Here is a 26,027-nt window from a genome sequence, read left to right on the forward strand (position 1 = left end):
GGTGCCACCCGGTGCCCGTCGTCCTTGAATGGCGTCAACAGGTGCGTCATCCGCCGCCGGGTGCCGTGCGTCGTCGCGCCCGCGCCCCACCGCCGGGCAGGCAGTCCGGGAGGGCGCGTGGCCTCGTCGCGGAAGGGCATCCTCCGGCAGGTCGGGGGCTGGTGCGCCCGCCACTGCGTGACCGTCGTCGTGCTGTGGCTGGCGGCTCTGGTGGGCCTCCAGGTGCTGGACCGGACGTACGGGGGCGACTACTCGGACAACTTCGCCCTGCCGGGGTCCCAGTCGCAGGACGGCCTCGACGTGCTCCAGGCGCACGAGCCGGCGGCCGGCGGATACAGCGCCCAGGTCGTGCTGCACGACGCCGGGAAGCCGCTGACCGACTTCTCCGGGCAGATCGGCACGGCGGTGAGCGGCCTCCAGAAGCTGCCGCACGTCCTCAGCGCGCAGAACCCGTTGCCGCCGCCCGGGACACCACCACCCGCGCAGGGCGCCACCGACGTCGGCCCGTTGTCCTCGGACGGGAAGACGGCTTACATCACCGTACGGTTCGACGTCCAGCCCTCCACGCTCGGTTCGTCCTACCTCGGCGGCGTGGACACGGCGGTCCAGCCGTTGCGGTCGGCGGGCGTGGAGGTGGAGTACGGCGGCCCGCTGGGCGAGCTGGCACGGCCCGAACCGGACGACCGGACCAGCGAGGCCATCGGCTTCGGGGTGGCGATCCTGGTGCTGCTGATCGGGTTCGGCAGCGTGGTGGCGGCGGTGGCACCGCTGCTGACCGCGCTGATCGCGGTGATCTGCGGGATCGCCCTGCTGGGGCTGCTGGCCGCGGCGTTCACGTTCGCCACCGTCTCGCCCACGCTGGCCACGATGATCGGCCTGGGCGTGGGCATCGACTACGCGCTGTTCCTGATCACCCGCCACCGGCAGAACCTCTTGGACGGGCGGGACCCGGTGACGGCGGCCGGGCTGGCGGCGGCCACCAGCGGCAAGGCGGTGCTGGTGTCCGGCTGCACGGTGGTCATCGCGCTCTCCGGGCTGTGGGTGTCGGGGATCGACTTCATCGGCAAGCTGGGTCTCGCCGCGGCCGTCACGGTGGTCACCGCCGTCCTGGCGGCGCTCACCCTGGTACCGGCGGTCCTGGGCCTGGCCGGCCGGTGGATCGACCGGCTCCACGTCCGGCGGCCCATCGCCGAGACGGACACCGGACCGGGGCAGGCGGCACACGGAACCTGGCACCGGTACGCGCAGCGGGTGGAGCGCCGGCCGTGGTGGTTCCTGGTCTCCGGGGTCGTGGTGCTGGCGGTGCTGGCGGTGCCGCTGCTGTTCATCCGGCTCGGGCACATCGGTGACGGCGCGGACCCGGAGTCGTTCACCGACCGGCGGGCCTTCGACCTGATGTCCTCGGCCTTCGGGCCGGGGTCGAACGGCCCGCTGACGCTGGTGATCGACCAGTCGGACGTGCCGTCCGCCGACCGGTCCTCCCTGGCCTCGAAGGCCGCGAGCGCGCTGGCCGACGTGCCGGACGCGGCGGTGATCACCCCTCTGAAGCCCACCCAGGACGGCGACGTGCTGATCGCGACGGCCTACTCCGTCGCCGACCCCCAGGACGAGAGGACGACCGACCTGGTGAACCACCTCGTGGACGACGTCCTTCCGCAGGCGGTCGGCGGGACCGGCGCCCGTACGTACGTGACGGGGACCACCGCCGCCCAGGTGGACTTCCTGGACATCGTGTCCAGGAGGCTGCCGCTGATCATCGCCGTCGTCGTCGGCCTGGCCTTCCTGGTGATCCTCGTCGTCTTCCGCGGGGTGCTCGTCGCGGTCAAGGCGGCCGTGCTCAACGTGCTGTCGATCGGCGCCTCGTACGGCGTGGTGGTGGCGGTGTTCCAGTGGGGGTGGGGCGGGCCCGCGCTGGGCGTCTCGGGCGAGGTGCCCATCGAGAGCTACGTCCCGATGATGATGTTCGCCATCGTCTTCGGACTCAGCATGGACTACGAGATCTTCCTGCTGTCCCGGGTCCACGAGGCCTGGCTGCGCACCGGGGACCCGAAGGCGAGCGTCGCGCACGCGCTGGAGATCACGGCACGGGTCATCACCTGCGCGGCGCTCATCATGGTCAGCGTCTTCGCCGCCTTCATCCTGAGCGACAGCATCGTGGTCAAGATGCTGGGGCTGGGCCTGGCCGCGAGTGTGCTCATCGACGCAACGATCGTGCGCCTGCTGCTCGTGCCGGCCGCCATGACGCTGCTCGGCCGGTCGGCGTGGTGGGCGCCGGGGTGGCTGGACCGGGTGCTGCCGCACATCGACGCCGAGGGCGAGGGGGCCGTCCGCGACGGCACCCCTCCCCCGGCGGGCCGGTGACCGGCCCGGGTCAGGCCCCGGTGCTCGCGGCGCCGGTCAGTCCGGCCCGCCGGGCCAGGTCCAGCGCCGCCTCCGGCCGCCCGGGCGGTACGCCGCCGGGCATTGCGGCGGTGAGGAGGTCGGTCACGGCGGCCGCGTCGACGGTGCGTGCCTCGGCGCGCTCGCGGAACCGGGTGACGGCCCCGTCCAGTGCCCGCCGCTGGTCCCCCGTCAGCTCGTCGGCGTCCGCGAGGACGGCCGTGAGGACCACGAACTCGTCCTCGGACCCGACCCAGGGCGCGGCGCCCTCCAGGCCGTCCTCGTCGAGCTCCTCCGGATAGGGGATGCGCTGCCAGGCGCCGTTCTCCCACCAGTAGGCGAAGCCGAGGAGGTTGCCCTCGGCGTCCTCGCGCAACTGCTCCCAGGGCAGCCAGTCGGGGCCGCCGGCCAGGAAGTCGATCTGCCGGCCGTCGATGTGCGTGTGGCTGCCGTCGGGGTCCTGGCCGACGAGGACGGCCCGCCCGCCGTCGAGCAGGGTCAGCCGCCACCAGCCGCAGGCGCCGGTGCTGTGGCACCACAGTCCGTGCCGGTCGAGGACGTGCTCGGGCCGGCCGTCGCCGCACGCCTCTTCCAGCAGGGCGAAGGTGACGGCCCGTGCCCAGAGGCGGTCCGGGGCCTCCAGGTCGTCGGGCAGGCTCGGCGTGTGCATGGTGGTTCCCCCTTCGGACGGTGCGGGGAACAGCCTCACACAAACCCGTGGACGCGGCCGGACCGGGGCACCTAGGGTGGGCGGCGACGCCCCACGACGACGGAAGGAGGCGAGTGCCGTGCACCAGTCACGTTCCCCGCGCTCCCGTTCCGTCTCCCCGGCGTCCACGATCTGACCGGGAGCGCTCCGTACGCATCTGTACCGGAGGACGACTCCCATGACCGATCCGGTCATCCGCGCGCTCGGTCCGAGCGACGCCCATCTCTTCGACACCCTGCCCGACCCGCTCGGCGCGCGTACCGTGCACGCCCGGACCACGCACCGTCCCGAGTGGAAGCGGGTCGCGCTCCGTGACGGCCGTGTGGTCGCCCGGGGTGCCTGGTGGGGCGGTCCCGACGACCGCACCCCCCTGAACATCAACTGGTTCGACGTCGCCGAGGGCGAGGAGGACGCGGGTTCCGCGCTGTTGCGGACCGCCCCCCACCGGGTCGAGCTGGAGCTCAACCTGCCCGCCGGCTGGCGGGAGGACCCGGTCACCCGTGCCGCGGGCGAGGCCCGGCTGCGGGCCGCGCGGGCGGCCGGCTACGAGGTGCTGGTCGAGCGGTACATGTACCGCTGGACGCCCGAGTGCGGCCTCCCGAAGCGCCCCGGGCGGCTGACGTTCGCGGCGGAGCCGGACGACGCCGTGTTCTTCGAGGCGCTGCGGCGCGTCCACGCGGTGACGCTGGACGCCCACGCGCTGCGGGCCGTCGAGGAGGGCGGGCTCGACCAAGCGGCGCAGGAGGAGCTGGACTTCTTCCACTGGTGCCCGTCGCCGCGCGAGTGGTGGCAGGTGGCGTACGCCCCGGACGGTGACCTGGCCGGCCTCCACGTCCCGGCGCACAACCCGGCCGGGCCCTGCGTCGGCTTCATCGGCGTGCTCCCGGAGCACCGCGGGCGCGGCTACGCCTACGACCTGCTGGCCGAGTGCACCCACTTCCTGGCCGAGCGGGGGGCCGCTTTCATCGCCGGGGCCACCGACCAGGGCAACACCCCGATGGCCGCGAACTTCACCAAGGCGGGGTACCCGGTGGTCCGGGAGCGGGTCAATCTGGTTCCCGGCCGCCCGGACTGACGTCTCGCCACACCGGGGCGAGGCGGGGCGGCGCCGGCCCCGGCGGCCCGGCGCCGCCGCGTCAGCCGTACGGCCCCGTGTGCGGCGGCAGGGGCCGGGCAGGCGACGGATGCCGGGGCGTGGGCGCCTCCAGCCGCCGCCCGGAAGGGAGGGAGTGTCGCAGGTCCCCCCCCGAGAACCCTGCGGCACTCCACTCGCCACCCCCTCACCGGAGGACGTGCAGCGCGCCCGGCCGGACCCGTACGGTGACCGGCAGGGCCGCGTCCACCTCGCCGTCCGCGCCGTAGGGGAGGTCGCGGTCGGCCTCGATGCGGATCTCCCTGCCGCGCAGCACCTCGACCTGCGGGCGCCGCAGGTGCGCCCCGGTCTTGAGCTCGTTCATCATGGTGAAGAAGAGCAGCTTGGAGGCGTGGCCCAGCACGACGACGTCCAGCAGTCCGTCGTCGACGCGCGCGTCCGGCGCGACCCGGCGGCCGAAGCCGTAGAAGCCGGAGTTGGCGGCGACGACGGTGTAGCCGCGCCGTTCGTGGACGGTGCCGTCGACGGTGATGCGGTACGTCGCCGGCCGCCAGCCAGCCACCGCGCGCGCACCGCCGGCGTAGTACGAGGCGGCGCCGCGCAGCAGCCGGGACCGGTTGGCGTACCGGTTGGCGACCGCGTCGACCCCGGCGTACACGCTGCCGAGCACGGCGGTCCCGGGGTGGGTGGCCGATTCCACCTGGATGGTGTCGACGGCGTGCGGCGTCGCGTGCAGCAGCAGCTCGGCCAGGGCCGGGGGGTCGGTGGGCAGCCCCAGGGCGCGGGCGAAGTCGTTGCCGCGGCCGGAGGGCACGAGGCCGAGGACGGCGTCGGTGCCGCTGAGGACGCCGCCGACGGCGCCGGCCATGCCGTCGCCGCCGACCGCGAGCACGGTGTGCCCCCGCGCCGCGGCCGTGCGCGCCAGTTCACGGGCGTGGTCGAGGCTGCGGCTGTACCGGGTCTCCAGTCCGGCGCCCGCCTCCCGCAGGAGCCGGGCCACGGGCAGCAGGGCCGCCGTGCCGCTGGAACTTCCCGCGGCCGGGTTGACGACGGCGGTGAACTGTCGCATGTGCGCGCCTCCGTAGGGCAGGGCGGGCCGGCGGCCGGGTGGGCCGGGCCGGATCAGGGGTGGCGGACGGGGACGAGGATGCCGGGGTTGAGCACGCCCGCCGGGTCGAGCTCCGTCTTGACGGCCTGGAGGACGCGGACGCCGAGCGGGCCCACCTCGCGGGCGTACCAGTCGCGGTGGTCCGTGCCGACGCCGTGGTGGTGGCTGATGGTGCCGCCGGCGGCCAGGATGGCCTCGTTGGCGGCGTGCTTGGCCGGTGCCCAGTGCGCGACGGGGTCCTCGCCCTGGGCGGAGACGACGGTGAAGTACAGCGAGGCGCCGTTCTCGTACACGTGCGAGATGTGGCACATGACGAGCGGGGGCGTCCCGGCGTCGGTGAGGGCGGTGGTGAGTGCCTGCCGCACGCCCTGGTAGAGGTCCGGGATCGCGGACCAGAAGGCGGCGGTCTCCAGGGTCTCGGCGAAGGCGCCGGCGTCGAGCAGCGCGTCACGGAGGTAGGGGGCGTCGTAGCGGCCGTGGGCCCAGCGGTCGCCCGGTTCGGTGCCGACGTGTTCGCCGCCCTCGGCGAGGAGCACCTGGTGGACGGCGTCCCGGCATTCCTCGGTGGACGCGGCCGTGCCCTCGTAGCCGACGACGGCCATGCAGCCGGCGGACTCCGTGCCGCCGCTGCCGATGCGGTCGGGGTGGGCGAGGCCGACGAAGGTCTCGGTCTCGTCCGACAGGCGCAGGACGGTGGGGCGGGGGCCGTCCTGGGCGAGCTTGCGCAGCGCGGCGGCGCCGGCCTCGAAGGACGCGAAGCGCCAGCCCTCGTAGTGGCGCGCGGACGGCAGCGGGCGGATCCGTACGGTGACGGAGGTGATCACGCCGAGCGCGCCCTCGGAGCCGAGGACGAGCTGGCGCAGGTCGGGGCCGGCCGCCGAGCGGGGTGCCTGTCCGGCGGCCCAGGTGCCCTGGGGGGTGGCGACGGTGACGCCGAGGACCATCTCGTCGAAGCGGCCGTACCCGGCGGAGGCCTGGCCGCTGGAGCGGGCCGCGGCGAATCCGCCGATGGTGGCCCATTCGTATGACTGGGGGAAGTGGCCGAGGGTGTAGCCGCGCTCGTTGAGCAGGGCCTCGGCGTGGGGGGCGCGCATCCCGGGCTGGAGGGTCGCCGTGCGGGAGACCTCGTCCAGGTCGAGCAGGGCGTTCATGCGGCGCAGGTCGAGGGCGACGAAGGTGGTGCGCTCGGGGGCGAGGCCGCCGACGACCGAGGTGCCGCCGCCGAACGGCACGGCGGCCACCTGGTGTTCGGCGCACACGCGGAGGACGGCGAGGACCTCCTCGTGCGTGCCGGGCAGCAGGACGGCGGCGGGGATGTCGTCGACCTCGCCCGCGCGGATGCGCAGCAGGTCGGGGGTGGACTTGCCGCGGGTGTGGCGGACGCGGGTCTCGGCGTCGGTGCGCAGCAGGGCGGGGTCGCCGAGGCAGTCGGCGAGGGCGCGGCGGGCCGCGTCGGTGAGCGGCGGCTCGGGGACGGTGATGTCCTCCAGTGCGGCGGGGCCCCGGTCGCGGGGGGTTACCCCGAGCAGGTCGCGCAGCAGGCCGGTCACGGTGTCGGGCAGGGGTGCCGCCTTGGCCGGGTCGCCCCAGCCGCTCCACAACATGTCCACGGGGTTCGGTTCCTCACCGTCGGTTCCGTATCGAGGCGTGCTCTGAGGCCCGCACTGGCGGTACACTGTGACAGATGACGCCCATTCGTCACAACCATTCGGACGGGGAAACCGTCCTCGACGCGGCCCGCGACTGCGTCCTCGCCGTCGGCGTGCGCCGTACGACGCTCACCGACGTGGCCCGCCGCGCCGGGGTCTCGCGCATGACGCTCTACCGCCGCTGGCCCGATGTGCGGACCCTGGTCGGCGACGTGATGACCCGTGAGTGGGTCGCCCTGGCCGTGGCGGCCATGCCCGGGCGCGAGTCCGGTGCCCCCGCCCGGCGGCGGCTGGTCGACGGGCTGGTGACCGGAGTCGAGGCGTTCCGCGCCCACCCGCTCTTCCACAAGATCCTCGACGTGGACCCCGAACTCCTGCTGCCCTACGTGCTCGACCGGCGCGGCGCGAGCCAGGACGCCCTGCTGGGCCTCATCACCGGGGCGCTGGAGGAGGGGCACGCGGACGGGTCCGTCCGGACGGTGCGCCCCGACCTCCAGGCCCGGTCCGTGCTGTTGATCGTCCAGTCCTTCACGCTCTCGCTGCGCACCATGACCGACGACTCGGACCCCGGGCTCGACGAAGCGGCCTTCCTCGGTGAACTGCGGACCCTCCTGGAAAGGACCCTCGCCCCATGAGCCCCTCGCGTGACACCGCCCCCGCCCCCGACCGCGTGCCGTCGTCCCTCACCGCGGCGCGCCGCCGCCGCGAGCTGGCCGAACTGGCCGACGGAACCGAGGTGGACGTCCTGGTCGTCGGCCTCGGGGCGACCGGCGCGGGCGCCGCGCTCGACGCCGCGTCCCGGGGGCTGTCCGTCGCCGCGATCGACGCCCACGACCTGGCCTTCGGCACCTCGCGCTGGAGCTCCAAGCTCATCCACGGCGGGCTGCGGTACCTGGCCTCCGGGCAGTTGGACGTCGCCCACGAGAGTGCCGTGGAACGGGGCGTCCTGATGGAGCGGACCGCGCCGCACCTGGTGAGCGCCCAGCCGTTCGTCCTGCCGCTGACCCCCCTGGTCTCCCGGGCGCAGGCGGCCCTGGCGCGGGCGGGGCTGCACGCCGGAGACCTGCTGCGCGCCTCGGCCCGCACGTCGCGGTCCACCCTGCCGGCGCCGCGCGCCCTGTCGCCCGTGGAGACCCGGCACATGGCTCCCGTGCTGCGGTCCTCCGGGCTGCGCGGCGGGCTGCTGTCCTGGGACGGCCGGCTCAGCGACGACGCCCGGCTGGTGACCGCCCTCGCCCGCACGGCCGCCGCGCACGGCGCCCGGATCCTGACCCGTACCCGGGCACTGTCCCTCGACGGGGGCGGCGCCCTGGTGCGGGACGAACTCACCGGCGAGGAGACCCGGATCAGGGCCCGCGCGGTGATCAACGCCACCGGCGTCTGGGCGGGCGGCCTGATCGACGACATCCGGCTGCGCCCCTCCCGGGGCACCCATCTGGTGCTCCGCTCCGAGGACCTCGGCTCGCTCACGGCGGGCCTGCACATCCCCATCCCCGGGGAGGCCAACCGCTTCGTCCTGGTCCTCCCGCAGGGCGACGGACGGGTGTACGTGGGGCTGACCGACGAACCCGTCGACGGGGACGTCCCGGACGTGCCCGAGGTGCCGGAGACGGACATCGGCTTCCTGCTGGACGTGCTGGGCTCGGCCCTCGACGTGTCGCTGGGCCGCGACGACGTGATCGGCGCCTTCGCCGGGCTGCGGCCGCTGCTCGACACCTCGGCCACGGCGGGCGCGTCCCGTACGGCGGACATCTCGCGCAAGCACGCCGTGCTGACGTCGGCGGACGGGGTGGTGACCGTGGTGGGCGGGAAGCTCACCACGTACCGGCGCATGGCGCAGGACGCGCTGGACGCGGCCGTCGCCGCGCGGGGTCTCACCGCGGGCCCCTGCCGGACGGCGCGCCTGCCCCTGGTGGGGGCCGCCGCCCCGGCGACGCTCGCCGCCCTGGACGTCCCCGGGCGGCTGGTCCGCCGCTACGGCACCGAGGCCCCGGCGGTGCACGCCCTGGGGGTCGCCGACCCGGACCTGGCCCGCCCCGTGGTCCCGGGCCACCCGGTCACGGTGGCCGAACTCGTCTGGGCGGTACGGCACGAGGGCGCCCTCGACGAGGCCGACCTGCTCGACCGCCGCACCCGGATCGGCATGGTGCCCCACGACCGGCGGGCGGCCCTGGCCACGGCCGGCGAGGTGCTGCGGACGTCATGAGGGTTCAGTTGCTGCGGCGGGCCAGGCTGTAGAAGAGGACCAGCACCGCCACGGCCATCACCGTCACGTGCAGCCACGCGGGTGCGGCCGAGGCGTCTTGCGAAGCGGCCATGATGGTATTCATCGATGCCTCCTGATCGTTTCGTGGTCGGCGCGGTCGCCGTGGTGGTCGTGTCGTGTCACGTTCCGCGCCTACCCCGTAACGGGCGGGTGACGCGCCCTCACGCACCGCTGCCGTCAGGGGCGGTGGACGGGTGGACGCACCATGGACGGGCGGGAAGGGGACGGAGTGGACTTCGAGCAGGTCTTCACCTACGCGTGGCGGCACGACGGGGCGGACGGGGGCACCTCGGTGCTGTCCGTCGCCCACGAGCCGGCCGAGGGGGACGGGCCGCGGCGCTGGCTGCTGCTGGCCGGACTGCCCGTGTTCAGCGAGCTGCTGGCGTTCGACGACGCGGCGCACGCCCGGGAGTTCGCCCGGGCGGTGCTCGCCCTGCCGCCGGCGCCCGCTCCCTACGAGTACCGGATGGACCTCGCGGAGACGGTGACGAGGGCGATGGCGCACGGCCCGGTGGAGGAACAGCGCTTCGCCACGCTGTGGGTGGGCCGCGACCCGGAGGACGGGCTGCGGGCCTACTTCGCGTACCAGTCGTACTACGCCCTCCCTGGCGGGCCGGGCATGACGTCCCTCGGCCTGGAGGTGGTCTGCGACGACGTCGACGTCCCCCGCGCGCACGCCGAGGCGCGGGCCCTGCTGGCCGTCCTGGACCGGGACGGCCGATCGGGGGACTCCCGGCGCACGGCCTAGGAGTCCTTCAGCTCCTCGACCACGTGGCGCACCACGTCGACGGAGGCGTGCACGGCTTCACGGGACGCGTCCTGGGCGACCCGCAGCCGCTTCGAGCCGTAGTGGAGGAGGGCCGAGGCGCCGGAGGCGTAGACGACCGTCAGGGCGCCGGCGGCGGGTCCCGGCCGCCAGACGCGCTCCAGGCCGCGCAGCAGCACCTGGTGCGCCGACCAGAGGGCGAGCAGGCCGCACGCGCCGCCGGCCGCGAGCGCCGCCATGCCGTGCCGCGCCTCCGCCACACCGAGGGCGGCTTCCTCGCGCGCGGTGTCGATGTCCTCGCGCAGCGAGGTGTGTACGTCCGGGACCGACTGCTCCATGACAGCGCGCGTACCCCGCCGCACCCGGGGCATGCCGGGCCGGCCCCTGTGCGCGCCGCGCCCGGCCGTGCCCGGGCCGCGCACCGTGGTGGGCGGCCCGGCCCTCCCCCGCCGCCGGGGGTTCAGCCCTGTGACTGCCCGATGTTGACCATCCAGGTGATGCCGAAGCGGTCCGTGCACATGCCGAACTCGTCGCCCCACATCTGGACCTCCATCGGCACCGCCACGGTGCCGCCGTCGGAGAGCTTCTCCCAGTACCCGCGCAGGGTGTCCGCGTCCGCGCTGTCGCCGCTCAGGCTGACGGCGATGTCGTTGCCCGGCCGGTGTTCCGAACCGGGCGGGTGGTCGGCGCCCATGAGGGTGAAGCCGCGGTCGGTCTCGAGCATGCCGTGCATGATCTTCTCCGCCCGGCCGGGGGCGTCGGCGCCGAAGTCGCCGTAGGTGTTGAGGGTGAGGTCACCGCCGAAGACCTGCTGGTAGAACTCCAAGGCCTGGCGCGCGTTGCCGTCGTAGCTGATGTACGGGTTGAGGCGAGATGCCACGTTGTGCCCCTTTCTGTGCGCCCCCATCCTCGCGGACCGGTGGCACGGCGCAACGGCACGGTGGTCCTAGGGAGCGTCCGCGTGCCGGACACCGCGGGCCAGGCGAGACTTTGCGGACACGACCTAGCGGCCGAGCCAGCCGCGCAGCAGCCGGCTCACGGCCGGCATCGCCGCGTACGTCATGAGGACGTTGAAGACGCAGGCGATCACCGCGCTGCTGACGACCGGGTGCAGTCCGGTCAGACGGGGGACCAGGAGGTAACCGCCGAGCAGGGAGATCGGGTAGATGGCGAGGGTCGCGCTGATGGCCATCTTCCACCGCGGGGGTGCCGGCGACGTGGCTCCGGGCTTGGCGAACCAGGTCTCCATCCCGGTGAGCTCGCGCCGCGCGATCTCGGTGTGGTGGTGGCCCTCGCACCGGGCGAACCAGGCCGCCCGCTCCGGCGACTCCTGCCACGCGCGGCACGCGGCGGCGTCCCGGAAACGGTGGACCAGGAACCAGGGCGCGCCCTCGGCGGACGGCCGGAACAGGCCGTGCCCCAGATGCCCGGGGAAGCCCGCCGCGCTGGCGAGGATGCCGCGCGCCCAGCGTTCGAACGCGGCCTCGTAGCCGGGCTGCACCTGCCGGGCGATCAGCAAGGTCACCTCGCCGGTGTCGGCGGGCACGGCCGTGTGCTCAAGACTCACCGCAGTCACTTGCTCTCCTGATGCTCGTGCCGCGCCCGGGAGCACTCTACGGGGCCGCCCCGCCGCACGTCCCGCTCCCCTCCCACGCTCCGGGGGGCCCGGCCGGGGCGCGGGACGGAGCACCGGCCGGGCGGAGCACCGGCCGGGCGGAGCACCGGCCGGGCGGAGCACCGGCCGGGCGGGGGTCAGGACGCGGGGCGGGCCGGCAACCCTCGTGTCCCGTACGGGAGCAGCAAGGGTTTCCCCTCCTTCTCAGCGGGTTCGCCGGTCTGACATCTTGCGTTCGCCCCTTACACATTCGGCCCGGCGGCCCGACCAGCACGCCGGGACTCGGAGGACGCGTTGATACGTCACATATCCCGTTGGCTCCCGGCGAAGCCGCTCACGGTGGCCGTGGCCGCCCTCGGCACCACCCTCGCCCTGGGGACGCCCGCCGCGGCCCTCGGCGCCGCGCCGCGGGTTCCCGCCACCGCCGCCACCACCGCCGCTCCGGCCGCACCCGCGGCGACCGCCGCGTGGGTCGCCGGCACCCGTGCCCACCTGGTGATCACCACTCCCGGCGACACCTCCGCCGTCCGGGCCGCCGTGACCGCCAACGGCGGCTCGGTGTTCGCCTCCTACGACGCCATCGGCGTGATCGTCGCCCACTCCGCCTCGGCCGGCTTCGCCTCCGCCATGCGCGCGGTGCCCGGCGTGCAGCAGGTCGGCGCCACCCGCACCTCGGACGTGCCGGCCGACGCGTACGACCCGGCCCTCCCGGCGAACCCGGCCCAGTCGCCGACCACGCTCGCCGAGAGCCTGACGCGCTGGGACATGACGCAGATCAAGGCCGACCGGGCCTGGGCCGTGAACACCGGCTCGGCGACGGTCAAGGTCGGTGTGCTCGACACCGGCGTGGACGACAAGCACCAGGACATCGCCCCCAACTTCAACGCGGCGGACTCCGTCTCCTGCGCGTACGGCAGGGCGGACACGCGGGCGGGCGCCTGGCGTGACGTCGGTACGCACGGGACGCACGTCGCCGGCACCATCGCGGCCGCCAAGAACGGCAAGGGTGTCGTCGGCGTGGCCCCGGGGGTGAAGATCTCCTCCGTCCGCATCGCCGAACCGGGCACCAGCCTGTTCTTCGCGGAGAACACCGTCTGCGGCTTCATGTGGGCCGGTGACCACGGCTTCAAGGTCACCAACAACAGCTACTACACGGACCCGTGGCAGTTCAACTGCCCGGACAACGCCGACCAGGCCGCCATCATCGAGGGTGTGCGGCGTGCGCAGGAGTACGCCGAGAAGCGCGGCTCGCTCCAGGTCGCCGCGGCCGGGAACTCCAACCTCGACCTGGCGAACAAGACGGTCGACACGGAGAGCCCCAACGACTCCACCCCCGTCCGGCGCACCATCACCAACGCCTGCCTCGACATCCCCACCGAGCTCCCGGGCGTCGTGACGGTGGCCGCGATGGGCAAGGGCAACGTCAAGGCGTCGTACTCCAATTACGGCAACGGCGTCATCGACATCGCCGCCCCGGGCGGCGACGGTGCGTCCGGTGTCTACTCCACCCTCCCGGGCGGCAAGTACGGCAACATGAACGGTACGTCGATGGCGTCGCCGCACGTCGCCGGTGTGGCCGCGCTGCTCGCGAGCGCCGACCCGGCCGCCACCCCCGCCGACCTCCGCACCCGGCTGGGCGTCCAGGCCGTGGACACGTCCTGCCCCTCGGACACCCGGTGCACGGGCACCACGGCGAAGAACGGCTTCTTCGGCGAGGGCCAGACCGACGCGCTGAAGGCGGTCTCCGGTACGACGCCCCCGCCCGGCTCGTACTTCGAGTCCACGACGGACGTCGCCATCGCGGACAACGCGACCGTGGACAGCCCCCTCAGCGTCTCGGGTCTGAGCGGCAACGCGCCCGCCACCCTCAAGGTGGGCGTGGACATCAGGCACACCTACCGCGGTGACCTGGTCCTCTCGCTGGTCGCGCCCGACGGCACGGTCTACCCGCTGGAGGACTTCGCCGACAACGACGGCACGGACGACGTGGCCAAGACGTACACGGTCAACGCCTCCGCCGAGGCCGCCAACGGCACCTGGAAGCTCCGGGTCCGTGACATCGCGACCCAGGACACCGGCACGATCGACGCCTGGAACCTGACCTTCTGATCCCCGCGTCCGACGGCCCGCCGTCGCGCGTCCCGCCTCCGGCGCGGGGCGTGCGGCGGCGTCGTCACGGGCGGCACCGGTCAGACCCGGCGCCACACCGCCATGGCGAAGGAGAACAGCCCGTACAGCGCGAGGCCCAGGGCGACGACCACGAGCAGCCAGGGGCCGGCGGGTGTGTCGGCGAAGGAGCGGATCGTGTCGTCCAGGCCCTTCGCCTCGCTCGGCCGGTAGGTGACCGCCGCGCGCAGCGCGAAGCCGCCCGCCACGACGAAGACGAGACCGCGGGACACTCCGCCCGCGACGCCCGCCACGTCCACGGCGGTCCGCACCCGGGCGCTCATCTCGCCCAGGCGGAGGTGCTTGCGGTAGCTGCGGCGGACCGCCTGCACCGCGCCCACGACGCCCGTGACCGCTATCGCGACACCGGCCGCCGCGACGAGCCACTGCCCGGCGGGCAGTTCCAGGGCGCGCGCCGTCATGTCGTGGGACTGCCGGTCGCTCTCCCCGCCGCCACTGCTGTGGTCACCGCCGGCGAAGACGAACACCGACCACGCCACCACCGCGTAGAAGACGGCCCTGCCGGCCGCCAGCACGCGCTTGGTGGTCTTGCGTCCCCACAGCGCCTCGGTGAGCTGCCACAGGGCCATCCCCGCCAGGCCGACGCCCAGCAGCCACAGGAGCACCGACCCCAGGGGCTGCGCCGCCACCTCGGTGAGGGCACCGCCCCGGTCGGCCTGCTCGCCGTTGTCGCCGAAGGCGATCCGCAGCGCGAGCACGCCCACGAGCAGGAAGATCACCCCCCGTGCCGCGAACCCCCACCGCCCCGCGACCTCGACCGCGGTTCTGCCGCTCTTGCCCTTCGCCCTGCTGCGTACGCTCACCTCGACACCTCCCCTCCCCCGCTGCCCCGGGAAGCGGCCGGGAAACAATGGGGCGGCCCGGGGGCGGATTCCCGAAGTCCTCCGTGGTTTTCGTTATCACCGGCCCGCCGACCGGTCTCCCATGTACCGGGCGGGACGGCCGTCCGGGGGGAAAGAGGAGCGAGGGATGAGCCAGACACACGAGGTACGGCTGGTCGAGGCGGCCCGGGCCGGGGACCAGCGGGCGCAGGACGAGCTCGTCGCGGCGTACCTGCCGCTCGTCTACAACATCGCGGGGCGGGCGCTGAGCGGCCACGCCGATGTGGACGACGTGGTGCAGGAGACGATGATCCGGGCGCTCGGCGGTCTCGGCTCGCTGCGGGACCCGCAGCGGTTCCGGTCGTGGCTGGTGGCCATCACCATGAACCAGATACGTGACCACCGCTTCGACCCCGCGCTCGCCGGCGCCCCGCACGAGGCGGCCGACCTCGCCGACCCGGGCGCCGACTTCGTGGACCTGACCATCCTGCGGCTGGGCCTGTCGGGGCAGCGGCGGGAGGTGGCCGAGGCCACCCGGTGGCTGGACGACGCCGACCGGGAGCTGCTGTCGCTGTGGTGGCTGGAGGCGGCGGGCGAGCTCAGCCGTGCGGAGGTCGCCGACGCCATGGAGCTCACGCCCCAGCACACGGCCGTGCGCGTGCAGCGGATGAAGGCCCAGCTCGAGACCGCGCGGATCGTCGTACGGGCGCTGGCGGCCCGGCCGCGCTGTGTGCTGCTGGACGACGCGCTGGCCGGCTGGGACGGGGTGCCGTCCGCGCTGTGGCGCAAGCGGATCGCACGGCACGCGCGCGACTGCACGGTGTGTTCCGGTCACGGTGCCGGACTGGTGCCCGCCGAGGGGCTGCTGGTCGGCCTGGGCCTGGTGCCGCTGGGGGCCGCCCTGGCCGGGGCCGGGGCGGCGCTGCCGGCCGGCGACGGGGACGCCTTCGTGCTCGCCGGGTCGGGCTCCCCGGCGGGATCGGCCGCGGCACCGGCGACCGCTCCCGGGGCGGGACGCGGACGGGGCGGACGGGCCGGCGACGGGCCGGGCAATCGGCGGCAGGAACGATTCGCCCGGCGCCGGCGGCAGCGCCGGGGGGCGGCCGCCGCCGCGGCGCTGCTGGTGGCGGGCGGCGGGGTGGCCGGGTGGCAGCTACTGAAGCCCGAGGAGGGCGCCCGGCAGGTGCGTACCGAGACCGCGACCGCCCCCTCCCGCGCTCCGCTGCCGCCGCCGGCCTCACCGGCCCGGCCCAGCACGAGCCCGTCCGCCTCGGCGTCCCCGTCCGCCTCCGCGAGCCCGTCGCCCTCCGCCTCGGCCTCGCCCCCGGCGACGAAGAAGCCGTCGCCCAGCCGGACGGCGTCGGCGCCCCGCCCCGAGCGGACGCCGGCCCGGACGCGTTCCGCGCCGCGGCCCGAACGGCCCCAGGCGCCGTCCGGCTCGTTCGCCGAGCAGGTGACCGCGCTCGTCAACTCGGCCCGGGCGGACAACGGTTGCGGCCCGGTGAGCCAGAACGGCCTGCTGGACGCGGCGGCCCGCGGCCACTCCGACGACATGGCCGCACGCGACTACTTCGACCACACCAACCCCGACGGCGAGGGCCCGGGCGAGCGGATCACCGCCGCCGGCTACCAGTGGTCGACGTACGGCGAGAACATAGCCCGGGGCCAGCAGACCCCCGCGTCGGTCATGGACTCCTGGATGAACAGCCCGGGCCACCGGGCCAACATCCTCAACTGCTCGTTCAAGGAGATCGGCCTCGGCCTCCACGAGGGGTCCGGCGGGCCGTGGTGGACGCAGGTGTTCGGCGCGCGCGGCTGAGCGGGCGGGCCGCGCCGGCTTCCGCCATGCCCCGAACGAGGGGTTGCCGCGCAGAGGGTTCAGCGAAGGATGACGAGAGGCTTATCCTCGGGAACCGGGGCCGGCGGGATCGTGTGCCCCGCCGATGACGCAGCGCCGGCTGACCGCACGGTGCTCCACCGCGTGGAAGGGAGCGGCCGTGAAGCCGGCGAAGGCGGCGGACGTGGGCCTCGATCGCGACGTCTTCATGCGCGGCCTCATCCGGGAGCTGGCGACGTCGCTGGAGTCCGTGGTCGGTCTGGAGGAGGCTTCCGGCTACATCAGTCTGGTCGGCCAGTCGGTCGGCTCGCAGATCAACGACGCCTACGCCGGCGCCCTCGGGGTGCGCCGGCTCACCCGGGAGCAGGTCGCCGACGTCATGGTCGACCTCAAGCAGCGGATCGAGGGGGACTTCTACGTCATCTCCCAGGACGACGAGCGGATCGTCCTGGGCAGCCGGAGCTGTCCGTTCGCCGAGAAGGTGCTGGGGAGGGAGTCGATGTGCATGATGACGTCGAACATCTTCGGCACCATCGCCGCCCAGAACCTCGGATACGCCCGGGTCGAGCTGGAGGAGACGATCGCCCGCGGCAGCTCCGGCTGCCGGGTGGTGGTGCACCTCACGCCCGACCTGGACATGGACGACGAGCCGGGCCGCGAGTACTTCGGCGACGAGCACCCGCCCGGCCCCACCGCGCCGGCCGGTCACGGCGGCTCCGCCCCTACGCCCCCGGCCGGGGCGTGAGATGGACCTGGCGGCGTTCCGCGCCATGGCGAAGCTCCTCCCGCACGCGGTCGTGGTGTGCACCGCCTCGGGCACCATCCTGGCCGTCAACCCCGCCACGCGCCGCACGGTGGGCACCCTCCGGCCCGGTGCGCAGCTCCTGGAACTGGTGCTCGACCCGGAGCGGGTGGCGGAGCGGCTGAAGCAGTGGCTGCGCAGCGGATCGCCCCTGCCCGGCGTCATGACCGTGCCCGATGCGGACGGCACCCCGGTGCGCCTGCGGTGCCACGGTGCGCGCGCCACCTGGTGGCAGGGGCCGGAGCCGGCCCTCCAGCTGCACCTGTCGCGGCTCGACATCAGCGACCGCTTCGTGGCCCTGAGCCAGCGGGTCGGCCTGATGCACCAGCAGATGGCCTACCGCCGGGCCATCGCCGAGCAGCGGGACCGGCTGCTGCGCGGCGAGACGGAGGCCCGCGCCCGGATGCAGCGCCTCTACCGGCTCACGGCCGCGCTGGCGTCCAGCGCCGACCTCACCGACGTGTGCGAGGCGGTGCACAAGAGCGCGCCGCAGGCCCTGGACGCGGCGGGGGTGACCCTGGAGCTGCACCCGCGCCGCATCGTGCCGTCGCTGGCCCCTTCGGACACCCTCCCGGTCACGACCGCGGCCTGGACCGACCTCGACCGGCTGCACGGCGCCCCGCCGGCCGCCCCCCTGCCGGACACCGCGCTGCGGGTGCCGCTGGAGGCCGAGGGGGTCGTGCTCGGCAGCCTGGTGATCCACCACGCCGCCGGCGCCGAGCCGGACACCGACCACATCACCGCCATCGCCCAGCAGATCGCCCAGGCCGTGCGGCGGGCGGGCCTGTTCGAGCACGAACACCGCCTGGCCGTACGGCTCCAGCGCAGTCTGCTGCCCCGGCTGCCGGAGGTCTCCGGCCTGGACATCGCCAGCGGCTACGCCCCGGGCACACACATGGTGGACGTCGGCGGCGACTGGTACGACGTCCACCCGCTGGGCGAGGACGTCGTCGGCTTCACCATCGGGGACGTCGCCGGGCACGGCATCGCCGAGGCCACGGCCATGGCGCAGATCAACACCGTGCTGCGCAGCATCTCCCGGCGGCTGGGCGAGCACCTGCCGGCGGTGATGGCGGAGCTGAACGACTTCCTGGGCACCTACCACGAGGGCCTCATGGCCACCGCCTGCTACGCCACCTACCAGCGGCGCACCCGGACCCTGCGCTACACCCGGGCCGGGCACCCCCCGCCCCTGCTGGTCCACGGCGACGGCTCCACCACGTACCTGGAGGGCGCGCTCGCCCCGCCGCTCGGCCCGGTGCCGTTCACCCGGTACCCGCAGGCGGAGATCACCGTCCCGCCGGACGCCACGCTGGTGTTCTACACCGACGGCCTGATCGAGCGCCGGGGCGAGTGCCTCGACGTCGGGCTCGACCGGCTGGCCCGGACGGCGGCCACGACCGCGGGACTCGACGCCCGGGGCACCTGCGAGCTGCTGCTGCACCAGCAGCCCGACACGGAGATGCCCGACGACCGGGCCCTGCTGATCGTCCGCTTCCCGCCGGGCGGCGACGGGGTGCCCCCCTGCGGGTGAAGCACGGGGCGAAGAGCGGCATTTCCCGCCATGACGCCACAAGACTGTGCCGCGGGCCGCGGATACAACCCGGGGGCCCACCTATCGAGGAGGCGGACGTCATGGCGAACGGCACGGTCCTGCTGGCGGTGCGGGAGAACCCGCTGGGCGGTGGTGTCAGTACCGAGCAGCTCCGCCGCATCGGCAAGGAGCTGGAGAACCAGGGCATGGAGCTCCGGTGGGCCGCCGGGGCGCGGGAGGCCCGCGCCACCCTGCACACGGAGTCGGGGCTCGCGGCGGCCGTGGTCGCCTGGGACCTGCCGGGCGGCGGTGACGGTGAGGACGACCGGGACGGCGAGGGCGGCGGGGCCGACGTGCTGCGCCGGATCCAGCGGCGGTTCAAGAACCTGCCCGTCTTCCTGCTGATGGCGGACGACTCCGACCAGGACCTGGAGCGGCTGCCGCTGTGGGTCTCCGAGGCGGTGGTCGGGTACATCTGGCCGCTGGAGGACACCGCCGCGTTCATCGCCGGCCGGGTCGTCACCGCCGCGCGCGCCTACCACCAGGACATCCTGCCGCCGTTCTTCAAGGCGCTGCGCCGGTTCGACAACGCCCACCAGTACTCGTGGCACACTCCGGCCCATTCGGGGGGCGTCGCGTTCCTCAAGTCGGCGACGGGCCGGGCGTTCTTCGACTACTTCGGGGAGCGGCTCTTCCGCAGCGACCTGTCGATCTCGGTCGGGGAACTGGGCTCGCTGTTCGAACACAACGGTCCCATCGGTGAGGCGGAGCGCAACGCCGCCCGGGTCTTCGGGGCCGACCGCACGTACTTCGTCCTGCACGGCGACTCCACCGCGGACCGCATGGTCGGGCACTACTGCGTCACGTCCGACGAGATCGCGCTGGTGGACCGCAACTGCCACAAGTCCGTCCTGCACGGCCTGGTGATCTCCGGAGCGCGTCCGGTGTACCTGGTCCCGACGCGCAACGGGTACGGGCTGGCGGGGCCGCTGCCCCCGACGGAGACCGACCCCGCCGCGGTCGCCGCCCGGGTGGCGGCCAATCCCCTGACGGCGGGGGCGGTCTCGCGCGAGGCGCAGTACGCGGTGCTGACCAACTCCACGTACGACGGGCTGTGCTACGACACGGTCGCGGCGGCCCGGGCCTTCGCGCCGAGCACGCCGCGCCTGCACTTCGACGAGGCCTGGTTCGCCTACGCCCGCTTCCATCCCCTGTACGCGGGACGTTACGGGATGGCCGTCGGCCCGGAGACCTTCACCGGACCGGAGCGCCCCACCGTGTTCTCCACCCAGTCCACCCACAAGCTGCTGGCCGCGCTCTCGCAGACCGCGATGGTCCACGTGAAGTCGGCGCCCCGGGCGCCGGTCGCGCACGAGCGGTTCAACGAGGCGTTCATGATGCACGGCACCACCTCGCCGCTGTATCCGGCGATCGCCTCGCTGGACGTGGCGACCGCCATGATGGACGGTCCGCAGGGGCAGTGGCTGATCGACGAGGCGGTGACGGAGGCCATCCGGTTCCGGCAGGCCGTCGTGCGCACCGCACGGCGCGTCGCGGGCGCGGGTGACCGTCCCGGGTGGTTCTTCGGGGTGTGGCAGCCCGAGGCGGTGACCGATCCGGCCACCGGGGAACGTCTCGACTTCGCCGACGCGCCGGCCGCGCTGCTGCGGAGCGAGCCGTCCTGCTGGCACCTGGAGCCCGGCGCGCCCTGGCACGGGTTCCGCGACCTGAGCGACGGCTACTGCATGCTCGACCCGATCAAGGTGACGCTGACCTGCCCGGGCGTGAGCGCCACGGGTGAGACCTCGCCGTGGGGCATCCCGGCACGCGTCCTGACCGCGTACCTGGCCACCCGGGGGATCGTCGTCGAGAAGACCGACAGCTACACCACGCTGGTGCTGTTCTCCATGGGCATCACCAAGGGCAAGTGGGGCACGCTGATGGACGCCCTGATGGACTTCAAGGCCCTGTACGACACGGACGCTCCGCTGGACCAGGTGCTGCCCGATCTGGTCGAGCAGTACCCGCGCCGGTACTGCGGGGCCACCCTGCGCGAGCTGTGCCAGGAGATGCACGAGCACCTCACCGGGGCGCGGCTGATCAGCGCGCTGGACACGGCCTTCCAGCAGCTCCCCGAGCCGGTCGCGCCGCCCCGGCAGTGCTACCAGCGACTGATCCGGGGCGGCACCGAGCGGCTGCGGCTGAGCGAGGCCGCCGGGCGGGTCGCGGCCGCCATGGTGACGGTGACCCCGCCGGGCATCCCGGTGCTGATGCCCGGGGAGTCCACCGGCGCGGCGGACGGGCCGCTGCTGCGGTACCTGGGCGCGCTGGAGGCGTTCGACCGGGCCTTCCCCGGTTTCCACAGCGAGGCCCACGGCGTCACGGTCGACCCCGCGACCGGGGATTACCTGATCGAGTGTGTGCGCGTGTCCCCGGCTTGACGGGAGGGCGGGCCGGGCGGGGGCCGGGCGGTCGTGCGCCGCCCGGCCCCCGCCGGTCGCGGCCCTCCGGTACGGGGGTGATGTACGTCGCGGCGGGCAGCGTCCGGGTGAGAACCGGACGGCCGGGGGAAGAAGTAGCGGCAGCGAAGGGAGGCCGCTGTGGAGGGTGAGGACCTGAGGCTGGGCGATGTCCTGGCGGAGGCGGCGGACGCCTCACCGGTGGAGTCGGTCGACGTCGTCGCCCGTCACCTCCAGAAGCGCTTCCACGCGGTGTGCGTCTCCTTCCTGTTCGCCGACCTGATCGGGGAGCAGCTCGTCCGGCTGGCCGTCGCCGACGGGGTGCAGAGCGAGCGGGGCACGACCCGGATCGGCCTGCGCGGCAGTGTGTACGAGAAGGTGCTGCTGTCCCAACGCCTGCACGAGGAGCCGGACGGGGAGGACGCCCGGCGGATCGTCGCGCCGGTCACCAACCGGGGGGACTGCATCGGGGTGCTGGAGATGACGCTCCCCCACGCGGACGACGCGGTGCTGCGCCAGGTCGGGGAGGCGGCGCGGGCGCTGGCGTACATCATCGTCACCGACCGGCGGTTCACCGATCTCTACCACTGCAGCCGGCGGACCACGCCGACCAGTCTGGCCGCCGAGATCCAGCACAACCTGCTGCCGTCCGCCTCGTGTTGTGAGGCGGCGCAGTTCTCGGTGGCCGGCGGCCTGGTGCCCGCCGACGACATCGGCGGTGACACCTACGACTACGCGCTGGACCGCGACACACTGCACCTGTCCATCACCGACGCCATGGGGCACGACACCGAGTCGGCGCTGCTGGCGACCCTGCTGGTCGGTGCGCTGAGAGGGGCCCGGCGGGCCGGGTGCGACATCGCGGAGCAGGCCCGCCGGGCCCATCAGGCCCTGGTCGACCACAGCCACGGCATGGCGACCGGCCAGTTGTTCCGGATCCGGCTCGACACGGGCCGCCTCCAGCTCGTCAACGCCGGTCACCCGCGCCCTTTGCGGATGCGCGGCGACACGGTGGAGGAACTCCCCCTGTCCGTCAACCTCCCGTTCGGGGTGCCCTCCCGGACGCCGTACCGGGTGCAGGAGCTGGAGCTGCGCCCCGGTGACCGGCTGGTCATGCTGACCGACGGGATGCAGGAGCGTGCCGCGTCGGGGGTCGACCTGCCCGCGCTGGTGCGGGACACCCGCCGTCTGCATCCCCGCGAGACGGTCACCGCCCTGGTGGGCGCGGTGCGGACGGCCTGCCGGGACCGTCTCCAGGACGACGCGACCGCGCTGTGCCTGGACTGGTACGGCGCCGACGCGGCCGGTCGTCGCGCCCCCCAGTACGCGTAGGGGTACGCGCGGGACGGACGGGCGCCGCGTACGCCCGTGGGCGCGGTTCGTCGCGGGGCCGGAGCATGGGCTGGAGGGACGCGCAACGTGGCGGAATACGCCATTCCTTCACGACGTGCGGCAATCGCTTGCGTGCGCAGAGTCACCAGTCGTCGCCCGGCGTCCCCAGGCCCCCATCCGGGGCATATGCGCTCCGGCCGGCGGCCGGGACGCCCGCCGACCGGGCCACCGGGCCGTGTGCGGTTCGAGCCGGGGACGGCGCCGGCCGCGCCGGGCGGGGCAGACGGGCGCGCCGGGCGTGACCTAACCTCCCGCGCCATGCGCCTCACACACCTCGCACGAGTGACCCTGACCGCGTTGTTCGCTCTCGTCGCCCTGCTCGGCCTGAGCGGGCCGGCGGCCGCCGCCGAACCGGCCGCGGCCGACCTGACGTTCACCGCCGACCAGCAGAGCGTGACCCCGGGCTCCACGGTCAACCTGACCATGACGTTCACCAACAACCAGGAGACGGACATCTGGTTCGTCTACCAGTCGGTGCAGCCGACCTGGCTCACCACCCAGCGCAAGGACCTGAAGTACGCCTTCACCTCCTGCACGGGCGACGGGGTGACGTGTTCGGGCACCGGCGGCACGAGCCTCGGCGTCGGTTACGCGATCCCGCTCGCCCCGGGCGCCACCCGGACGGTGACGCTCACCGTGCAGTTGGCCGCCGACTCCGGCTGCAACGGGAACATCGGCTTCTACTCGTACCTGTACTACGAGTACAACAACGGTCAGGCCACGAAGGACATGGTCGTCAACACCCCCGAGACGCGGGTGGCCTGCGCCCCGGCCACCGCCGCCGCACGCTCCTGACCCGTCCGCCCCGTACCCCGTCGGGCGGCCGGCCGCACCTCGTGTGCGACCGGCCGCCCCGCCGTCTGGCCGAAAACCGGCAGCGGTCGCCGCGCCCGCCCCGGACCGCCGAAAGGCCCCCGGCACGGGGCCGCCGAGGCTCCCGCGAGCAAGCGATTGCCCGCCCGTGACACCAGCGCCGTGCCGGGCGCGGGGCCGGTCCGCGAGGGTCCGGCGCACGGGCCCGCGAGGGCCCCGGAGAACCGCCTCCGCGCCGGGAGGCACCTGCGCTTTTCCGTCATGTTCCACATCACGCTCACGAATCCTCCACACAGGCCGCACTATGTGACGCGTCGGAGCGGAACGGCAGCCGTGAGGGTGTCCGTGACGCTGGGGGGTGGGGCGCGACCGCCGGGGAGGCGGACCGCCCTTCCGGGAGGGGACATCACCGCATGAGGCGGACTCTGCGCACGACCGCGCTCGCCATGGGCGCGCTGTTACTCGGACCGATATCCGCGGTCACGCCCGCGACGGCCGCGGCGGCGGACCCGGCGCCCCGCGTCGACCTGCGCGTGCTGGTCGTCACGGACGGCGGGCCGGCCACCGCGGCGGTCGCCGCCGAACTGGACGGCGCCGGCACGCCGTACACGCTCGTCGACCTCACCCGGCCGGACCGGCCCGTGATCGACGCGGCGTTCCTCGCCGACACGGTCGACGGCCGCCCGAGGGCGAAGTACCAGGCGGTGGTGCTGCCCGACGACGCGCCCTTCGCCGCCGGTTCGGGGGAGATGGCGGCGCTCGTCGCGTACGAGAGGACCTACGCGGTCCCGCAGGTCGACGCGTACACCTACGCCAGGCCCCAGGTGGGGCTCGAGTACCCGGTCAACGGCGGCCACCTGGGCCCGGTGGACGGGGTCCGCGCCCAGGTGACGGCCGCGGGCAAGGCCGGGCCGTTCGGCTACCTCGACGGCACCGTGCCCTTCGAGGACAACTCCCCCACCGTGAACGAGAGCTACGCCTTCCTCTCCCGGCCGGCCGCCGGTGCCGACTTCACCACCTACGTCGACGCGCCCGTGCCGGGCCGGCAGACCCGGGGCGTGCTGGTGGGCGAGTACCGCCACGACGGCCGCCGGGAACTGGTGGTGACCTTCGCCTACAACCGGTACCAGCAGCAGTTCCGGCTGCTGGCGCGCGGAATCGTCGACTGGATGACCCGGCAGACCCGGCTGGGCACGTCCCGGAACTACTTCGCGGTCCACGTGGACGACGTCTTCGCCGCCGACGACCGCTGGGACACCACGCTCGACTGCACCCCCGGGGACGTCGACTGCCGCCCCGGCACCGGCACCCCGGACCCGATCCGGATGACCGCCGCGGACGTCGAGCAGGCGGTGCGGTGGTCGCGCGACCGGGGCTTCACCCTGGACATGGCGTTCAACGGCGGCGGCAGCGTGGAGCACCGCGAGGAGCACGGCGGCGCCGACCCCGCCGCCGACCGGCTGGTCGCCGACCGGGACGCCTTCCGCTGGATCAACCACACCTACGATCACCCGTACCTGGGCTGCGAGCAGGACGTCGGCACCGTGCCGTGGAAGTGCGCGACCGACGCGGACGGCTCCCCCCGATATGTGAGCCGGGCCGAGATCGACCACCAGATCGCCGACAACCGGACCTGGGCCGAGCGGGCCGGGCTGCCGCTGCGCCCGGACGAGCTGGTCACCGGCGAGCACTCGGGGCTCAAGCTGCTGCCCCAGCAGCCGCAGGACAACCCGAACCTGGCGCCCTCGCTCACCGGCAACGGCATCGCCTGGCTCGGGGCCGACAACTCGCGGGACCCCGGCCAGCGCGCGGTGGGTTCCGCCCTCACCGTCGCCCGTCACCCGGTCAACATCTTCTACAACGCGGGCCGGGTCGCCGAGCAGGTCGACGAGTACAACTGGATCTACACCAGCCGTGCCCAGGGCGGCAGCGGCCTGTGCGAGGAACTCGCCGGCACCACCTGCCTCGACCGGCCCCTCGACACCACCACCGGCTACACCGGGCACATCGTCCCGCTGGAGACCCGGGTCGCGCTCGGCCACGTGCTGTCCGGCGACCCCCGGCCGCACTTCATCCACCAGTCCAACCTCGCCGAGGACCGCATCGGCTACCCCGTCCTCGACGGGGTGCTGGACCGGTACGCCGGGCTCCACGCCGACAACGCCCCGCTGGTGAACCTGCCGATGGGCGGCATCGGTGCCGAGCTGCGCGACCGGGCGGCCTGGCAGGCCGCCGTGCGGGCCGGTGACGTCACCGGCTACCGGATCGGCGACACCGTGACCGTACGGGCGCCCGCCGGCCTCCCGGTCGCGGCCACCGTGCCGGCCGGGACCGTCATCGGCACCGGGGACGGGGCCACCCCGTTCGGGGAGCCGTACGCCGGGACCACGTCGGGACGGGTCGCGGGCGGCGCCGACGGGACGACGTCCCTGACGCTGCCCGGCGCGGCCGCCGCCGCCCACGACACGGCCCGCGCCCAGGACACCGCGCGCGCCCCGGTCCCGGCCCGGCCGGCACCGCGCGCCCCGGTGCCCGCGGGCGTCGCCCGGCCCGTGCCGTACGGCCCCGGGCACTGACCGCACCCTCTTCCCCACCCG

The 26,027-nt window shown here is 74.3% G+C and carries 20 protein-coding genes; 13 read left to right on the forward strand and 7 right to left on the reverse strand.

Annotated features, from left to right (window positions below; all coding sequences use genetic code 11):
• Positions 1 to 117 precede the first annotated feature (117 nt).
• Positions 118 to 2,361 (forward strand): MMPL family transporter, encoded by a 2,244-nt coding sequence (locus ACZ7LK_RS13270; protein ID WP_471140344.1) that lies wholly within the window; start codon positions 118 to 120, stop codon positions 2,359 to 2,361.
• Between the two features lie 10 nt (positions 2,362 to 2,371).
• Here the strand turns inward: ACZ7LK_RS13270 and ACZ7LK_RS13275 are convergent, their stop codons facing one another.
• Positions 2,372 to 3,049, reverse strand: coding sequence for a hypothetical protein (locus tag ACZ7LK_RS13275; protein ID WP_469463437.1), 678 nt, complete (start codon positions 3,047 to 3,049; stop codon positions 2,372 to 2,374).
• Between the two features lie 217 nt (positions 3,050 to 3,266).
• Here ACZ7LK_RS13275 and ACZ7LK_RS13280 point away from each other — a divergent pair, with 217 nt between their 5' ends.
• Positions 3,267 to 4,163, forward strand: coding sequence for a GNAT family N-acetyltransferase (locus ACZ7LK_RS13280; RefSeq protein ID WP_469463436.1), 897 nt, complete (start codon positions 3,267 to 3,269; stop codon positions 4,161 to 4,163).
• Positions 4,164 to 4,368: 205 nt separating this feature from the next.
• Here ACZ7LK_RS13280 and ACZ7LK_RS13285 read toward each other — a convergent pair whose 3' ends face one another.
• Both ACZ7LK_RS13285 and ACZ7LK_RS13290 read right to left on the reverse strand, forming a co-directional pair.
• Positions 4,369 to 5,250 carry a diacylglycerol/lipid kinase family protein gene (locus tag ACZ7LK_RS13285; protein ID WP_392272769.1) on the reverse strand — a complete coding sequence of 294 codons (882 nt, stop codon included), beginning with the start codon at positions 5,248 to 5,250 and terminating at the stop codon, positions 4,369 to 4,371.
• A 53-nt stretch (positions 5,251 to 5,303) separates the two neighbouring features.
• On the reverse strand, positions 5,304 to 6,899 hold the full coding sequence (locus ACZ7LK_RS13290) for an FAD-binding oxidoreductase (protein WP_392272768.1): 1,596 nt from the start codon (positions 6,897 to 6,899) through the stop codon (positions 5,304 to 5,306).
• A gap of 74 nt (positions 6,900 to 6,973) precedes the next feature.
• Between ACZ7LK_RS13290 and ACZ7LK_RS13295 the strand changes: the two genes are divergently transcribed.
• From ACZ7LK_RS13295 to ACZ7LK_RS13305, 3 genes are all read left to right on the forward strand, one after another.
• A complete protein-coding gene (locus ACZ7LK_RS13295) occupies positions 6,974 to 7,573 on the forward strand; it encodes a TetR/AcrR family transcriptional regulator (RefSeq protein WP_469463435.1) in 600 nt (199 codons plus the stop codon).
• The gene (locus ACZ7LK_RS13300; RefSeq protein WP_392272766.1) at positions 7,570 to 9,144 is read left to right on the forward strand and encodes a glycerol-3-phosphate dehydrogenase/oxidase; all 1,575 of its coding nucleotides are present in this window, start codon (positions 7,570 to 7,572) and stop codon (positions 9,142 to 9,144) included. Before ACZ7LK_RS13295 ends, ACZ7LK_RS13300 begins: the two co-directional genes overlap by 4 nt.
• Positions 9,145 to 9,409: 265 nt before the next feature.
• Positions 9,410 to 9,952: a hypothetical protein gene (locus ACZ7LK_RS13305; RefSeq protein WP_471140349.1), complete on the forward strand. Its 543-nt coding sequence runs from the start codon at positions 9,410 to 9,412 to the stop codon at positions 9,950 to 9,952.
• Here ACZ7LK_RS13305 and ACZ7LK_RS13310 read toward each other — a convergent pair.
• The 3 genes from ACZ7LK_RS13310 to ACZ7LK_RS13320 form a co-directional block, all read right to left on the reverse strand.
• Entirely contained in the window at positions 9,949 to 10,308 is a 360-nt protein-coding gene (locus ACZ7LK_RS13310) for a phage holin family protein (RefSeq protein ID WP_392272764.1), read from the reverse strand. The genes ACZ7LK_RS13305 and ACZ7LK_RS13310 overlap by 4 nt on opposite strands.
• Positions 10,309 to 10,430: 122 nt before the next feature.
• Positions 10,431 to 10,850 (reverse strand): VOC family protein, encoded by a 420-nt coding sequence (locus ACZ7LK_RS13315; protein ID WP_392272763.1) that lies wholly within the window; start codon positions 10,848 to 10,850, stop codon positions 10,431 to 10,433.
• A gap of 123 nt (positions 10,851 to 10,973) precedes the next feature.
• Positions 10,974 to 11,537: an antibiotic biosynthesis monooxygenase gene (locus ACZ7LK_RS13320; protein WP_471140354.1), complete on the reverse strand. Its 564-nt coding sequence runs from the start codon at positions 11,535 to 11,537 to the stop codon at positions 10,974 to 10,976.
• Between the two features lie 387 nt (positions 11,538 to 11,924).
• On the opposite strand from ACZ7LK_RS13320, the gene ACZ7LK_RS13325 reads away from it, so the two are divergent.
• Positions 11,925 to 13,694, forward strand: a complete 1,770-nt coding sequence (locus ACZ7LK_RS13325) for a S8 family serine peptidase (RefSeq protein WP_471140658.1) — start codon at positions 11,925 to 11,927, stop codon at positions 13,692 to 13,694.
• 80 nt (positions 13,695 to 13,774) lie between these two features.
• On the opposite strand, the gene ACZ7LK_RS13330 is transcribed toward ACZ7LK_RS13325, so the two are convergent.
• Positions 13,775 to 14,575, reverse strand: coding sequence for a DUF1206 domain-containing protein (locus tag ACZ7LK_RS13330; protein WP_471140357.1), 801 nt, complete (start codon positions 14,573 to 14,575; stop codon positions 13,775 to 13,777).
• Between the two features lie 166 nt (positions 14,576 to 14,741).
• Between ACZ7LK_RS13330 and ACZ7LK_RS13335 the strand changes: the two genes are divergently transcribed.
• From ACZ7LK_RS13335 to ACZ7LK_RS13365, 7 genes are all read left to right on the forward strand, one after another.
• Positions 14,742 to 16,412, forward strand: a complete 1,671-nt coding sequence (locus tag ACZ7LK_RS13335; RefSeq protein ID WP_392272760.1) for a sigma-70 family RNA polymerase sigma factor — start codon at positions 14,742 to 14,744, stop codon at positions 16,410 to 16,412.
• A 178-nt stretch (positions 16,413 to 16,590) separates the two neighbouring features.
• Complete coding sequence (locus ACZ7LK_RS13340) at positions 16,591 to 17,175, forward strand: methanogen output domain 1-containing protein (protein ID WP_471140360.1); 585 nt, start codon at positions 16,591 to 16,593, stop codon at positions 17,173 to 17,175.
• A gap of 1 nt (position 17,176) precedes the next feature.
• Positions 17,177 to 18,766, forward strand: a complete 1,590-nt coding sequence (locus ACZ7LK_RS13345; RefSeq protein WP_469463434.1) for a SpoIIE family protein phosphatase — start codon at positions 17,177 to 17,179, stop codon at positions 18,764 to 18,766.
• Positions 18,767 to 18,867: 101 nt separating this feature from the next.
• Positions 18,868 to 21,207: an Orn/Lys/Arg family decarboxylase gene (locus tag ACZ7LK_RS13350; RefSeq protein WP_471140363.1), complete on the forward strand. Its 2,340-nt coding sequence runs from the start codon at positions 18,868 to 18,870 to the stop codon at positions 21,205 to 21,207.
• A 159-nt stretch (positions 21,208 to 21,366) separates the two neighbouring features.
• Positions 21,367 to 22,557, forward strand: coding sequence for a PP2C family protein-serine/threonine phosphatase (locus ACZ7LK_RS13355; RefSeq protein ID WP_471140366.1), 1,191 nt, complete (start codon positions 21,367 to 21,369; stop codon positions 22,555 to 22,557).
• Between the two features lie 318 nt (positions 22,558 to 22,875).
• Entirely contained in the window at positions 22,876 to 23,412 is a 537-nt protein-coding gene (locus tag ACZ7LK_RS13360) for a hypothetical protein (RefSeq protein ID WP_469465311.1), read from the forward strand.
• Between the two features lie 431 nt (positions 23,413 to 23,843).
• Positions 23,844 to 26,006: a hypothetical protein gene (locus ACZ7LK_RS13365; protein WP_471140369.1), complete on the forward strand. Its 2,163-nt coding sequence runs from the start codon at positions 23,844 to 23,846 to the stop codon at positions 26,004 to 26,006.
• Positions 26,007 to 26,027 lie beyond the last annotated feature (21 nt).

It is taken from the genome of Streptomyces sp. NPDC039423 (assembly GCF_055598725.1).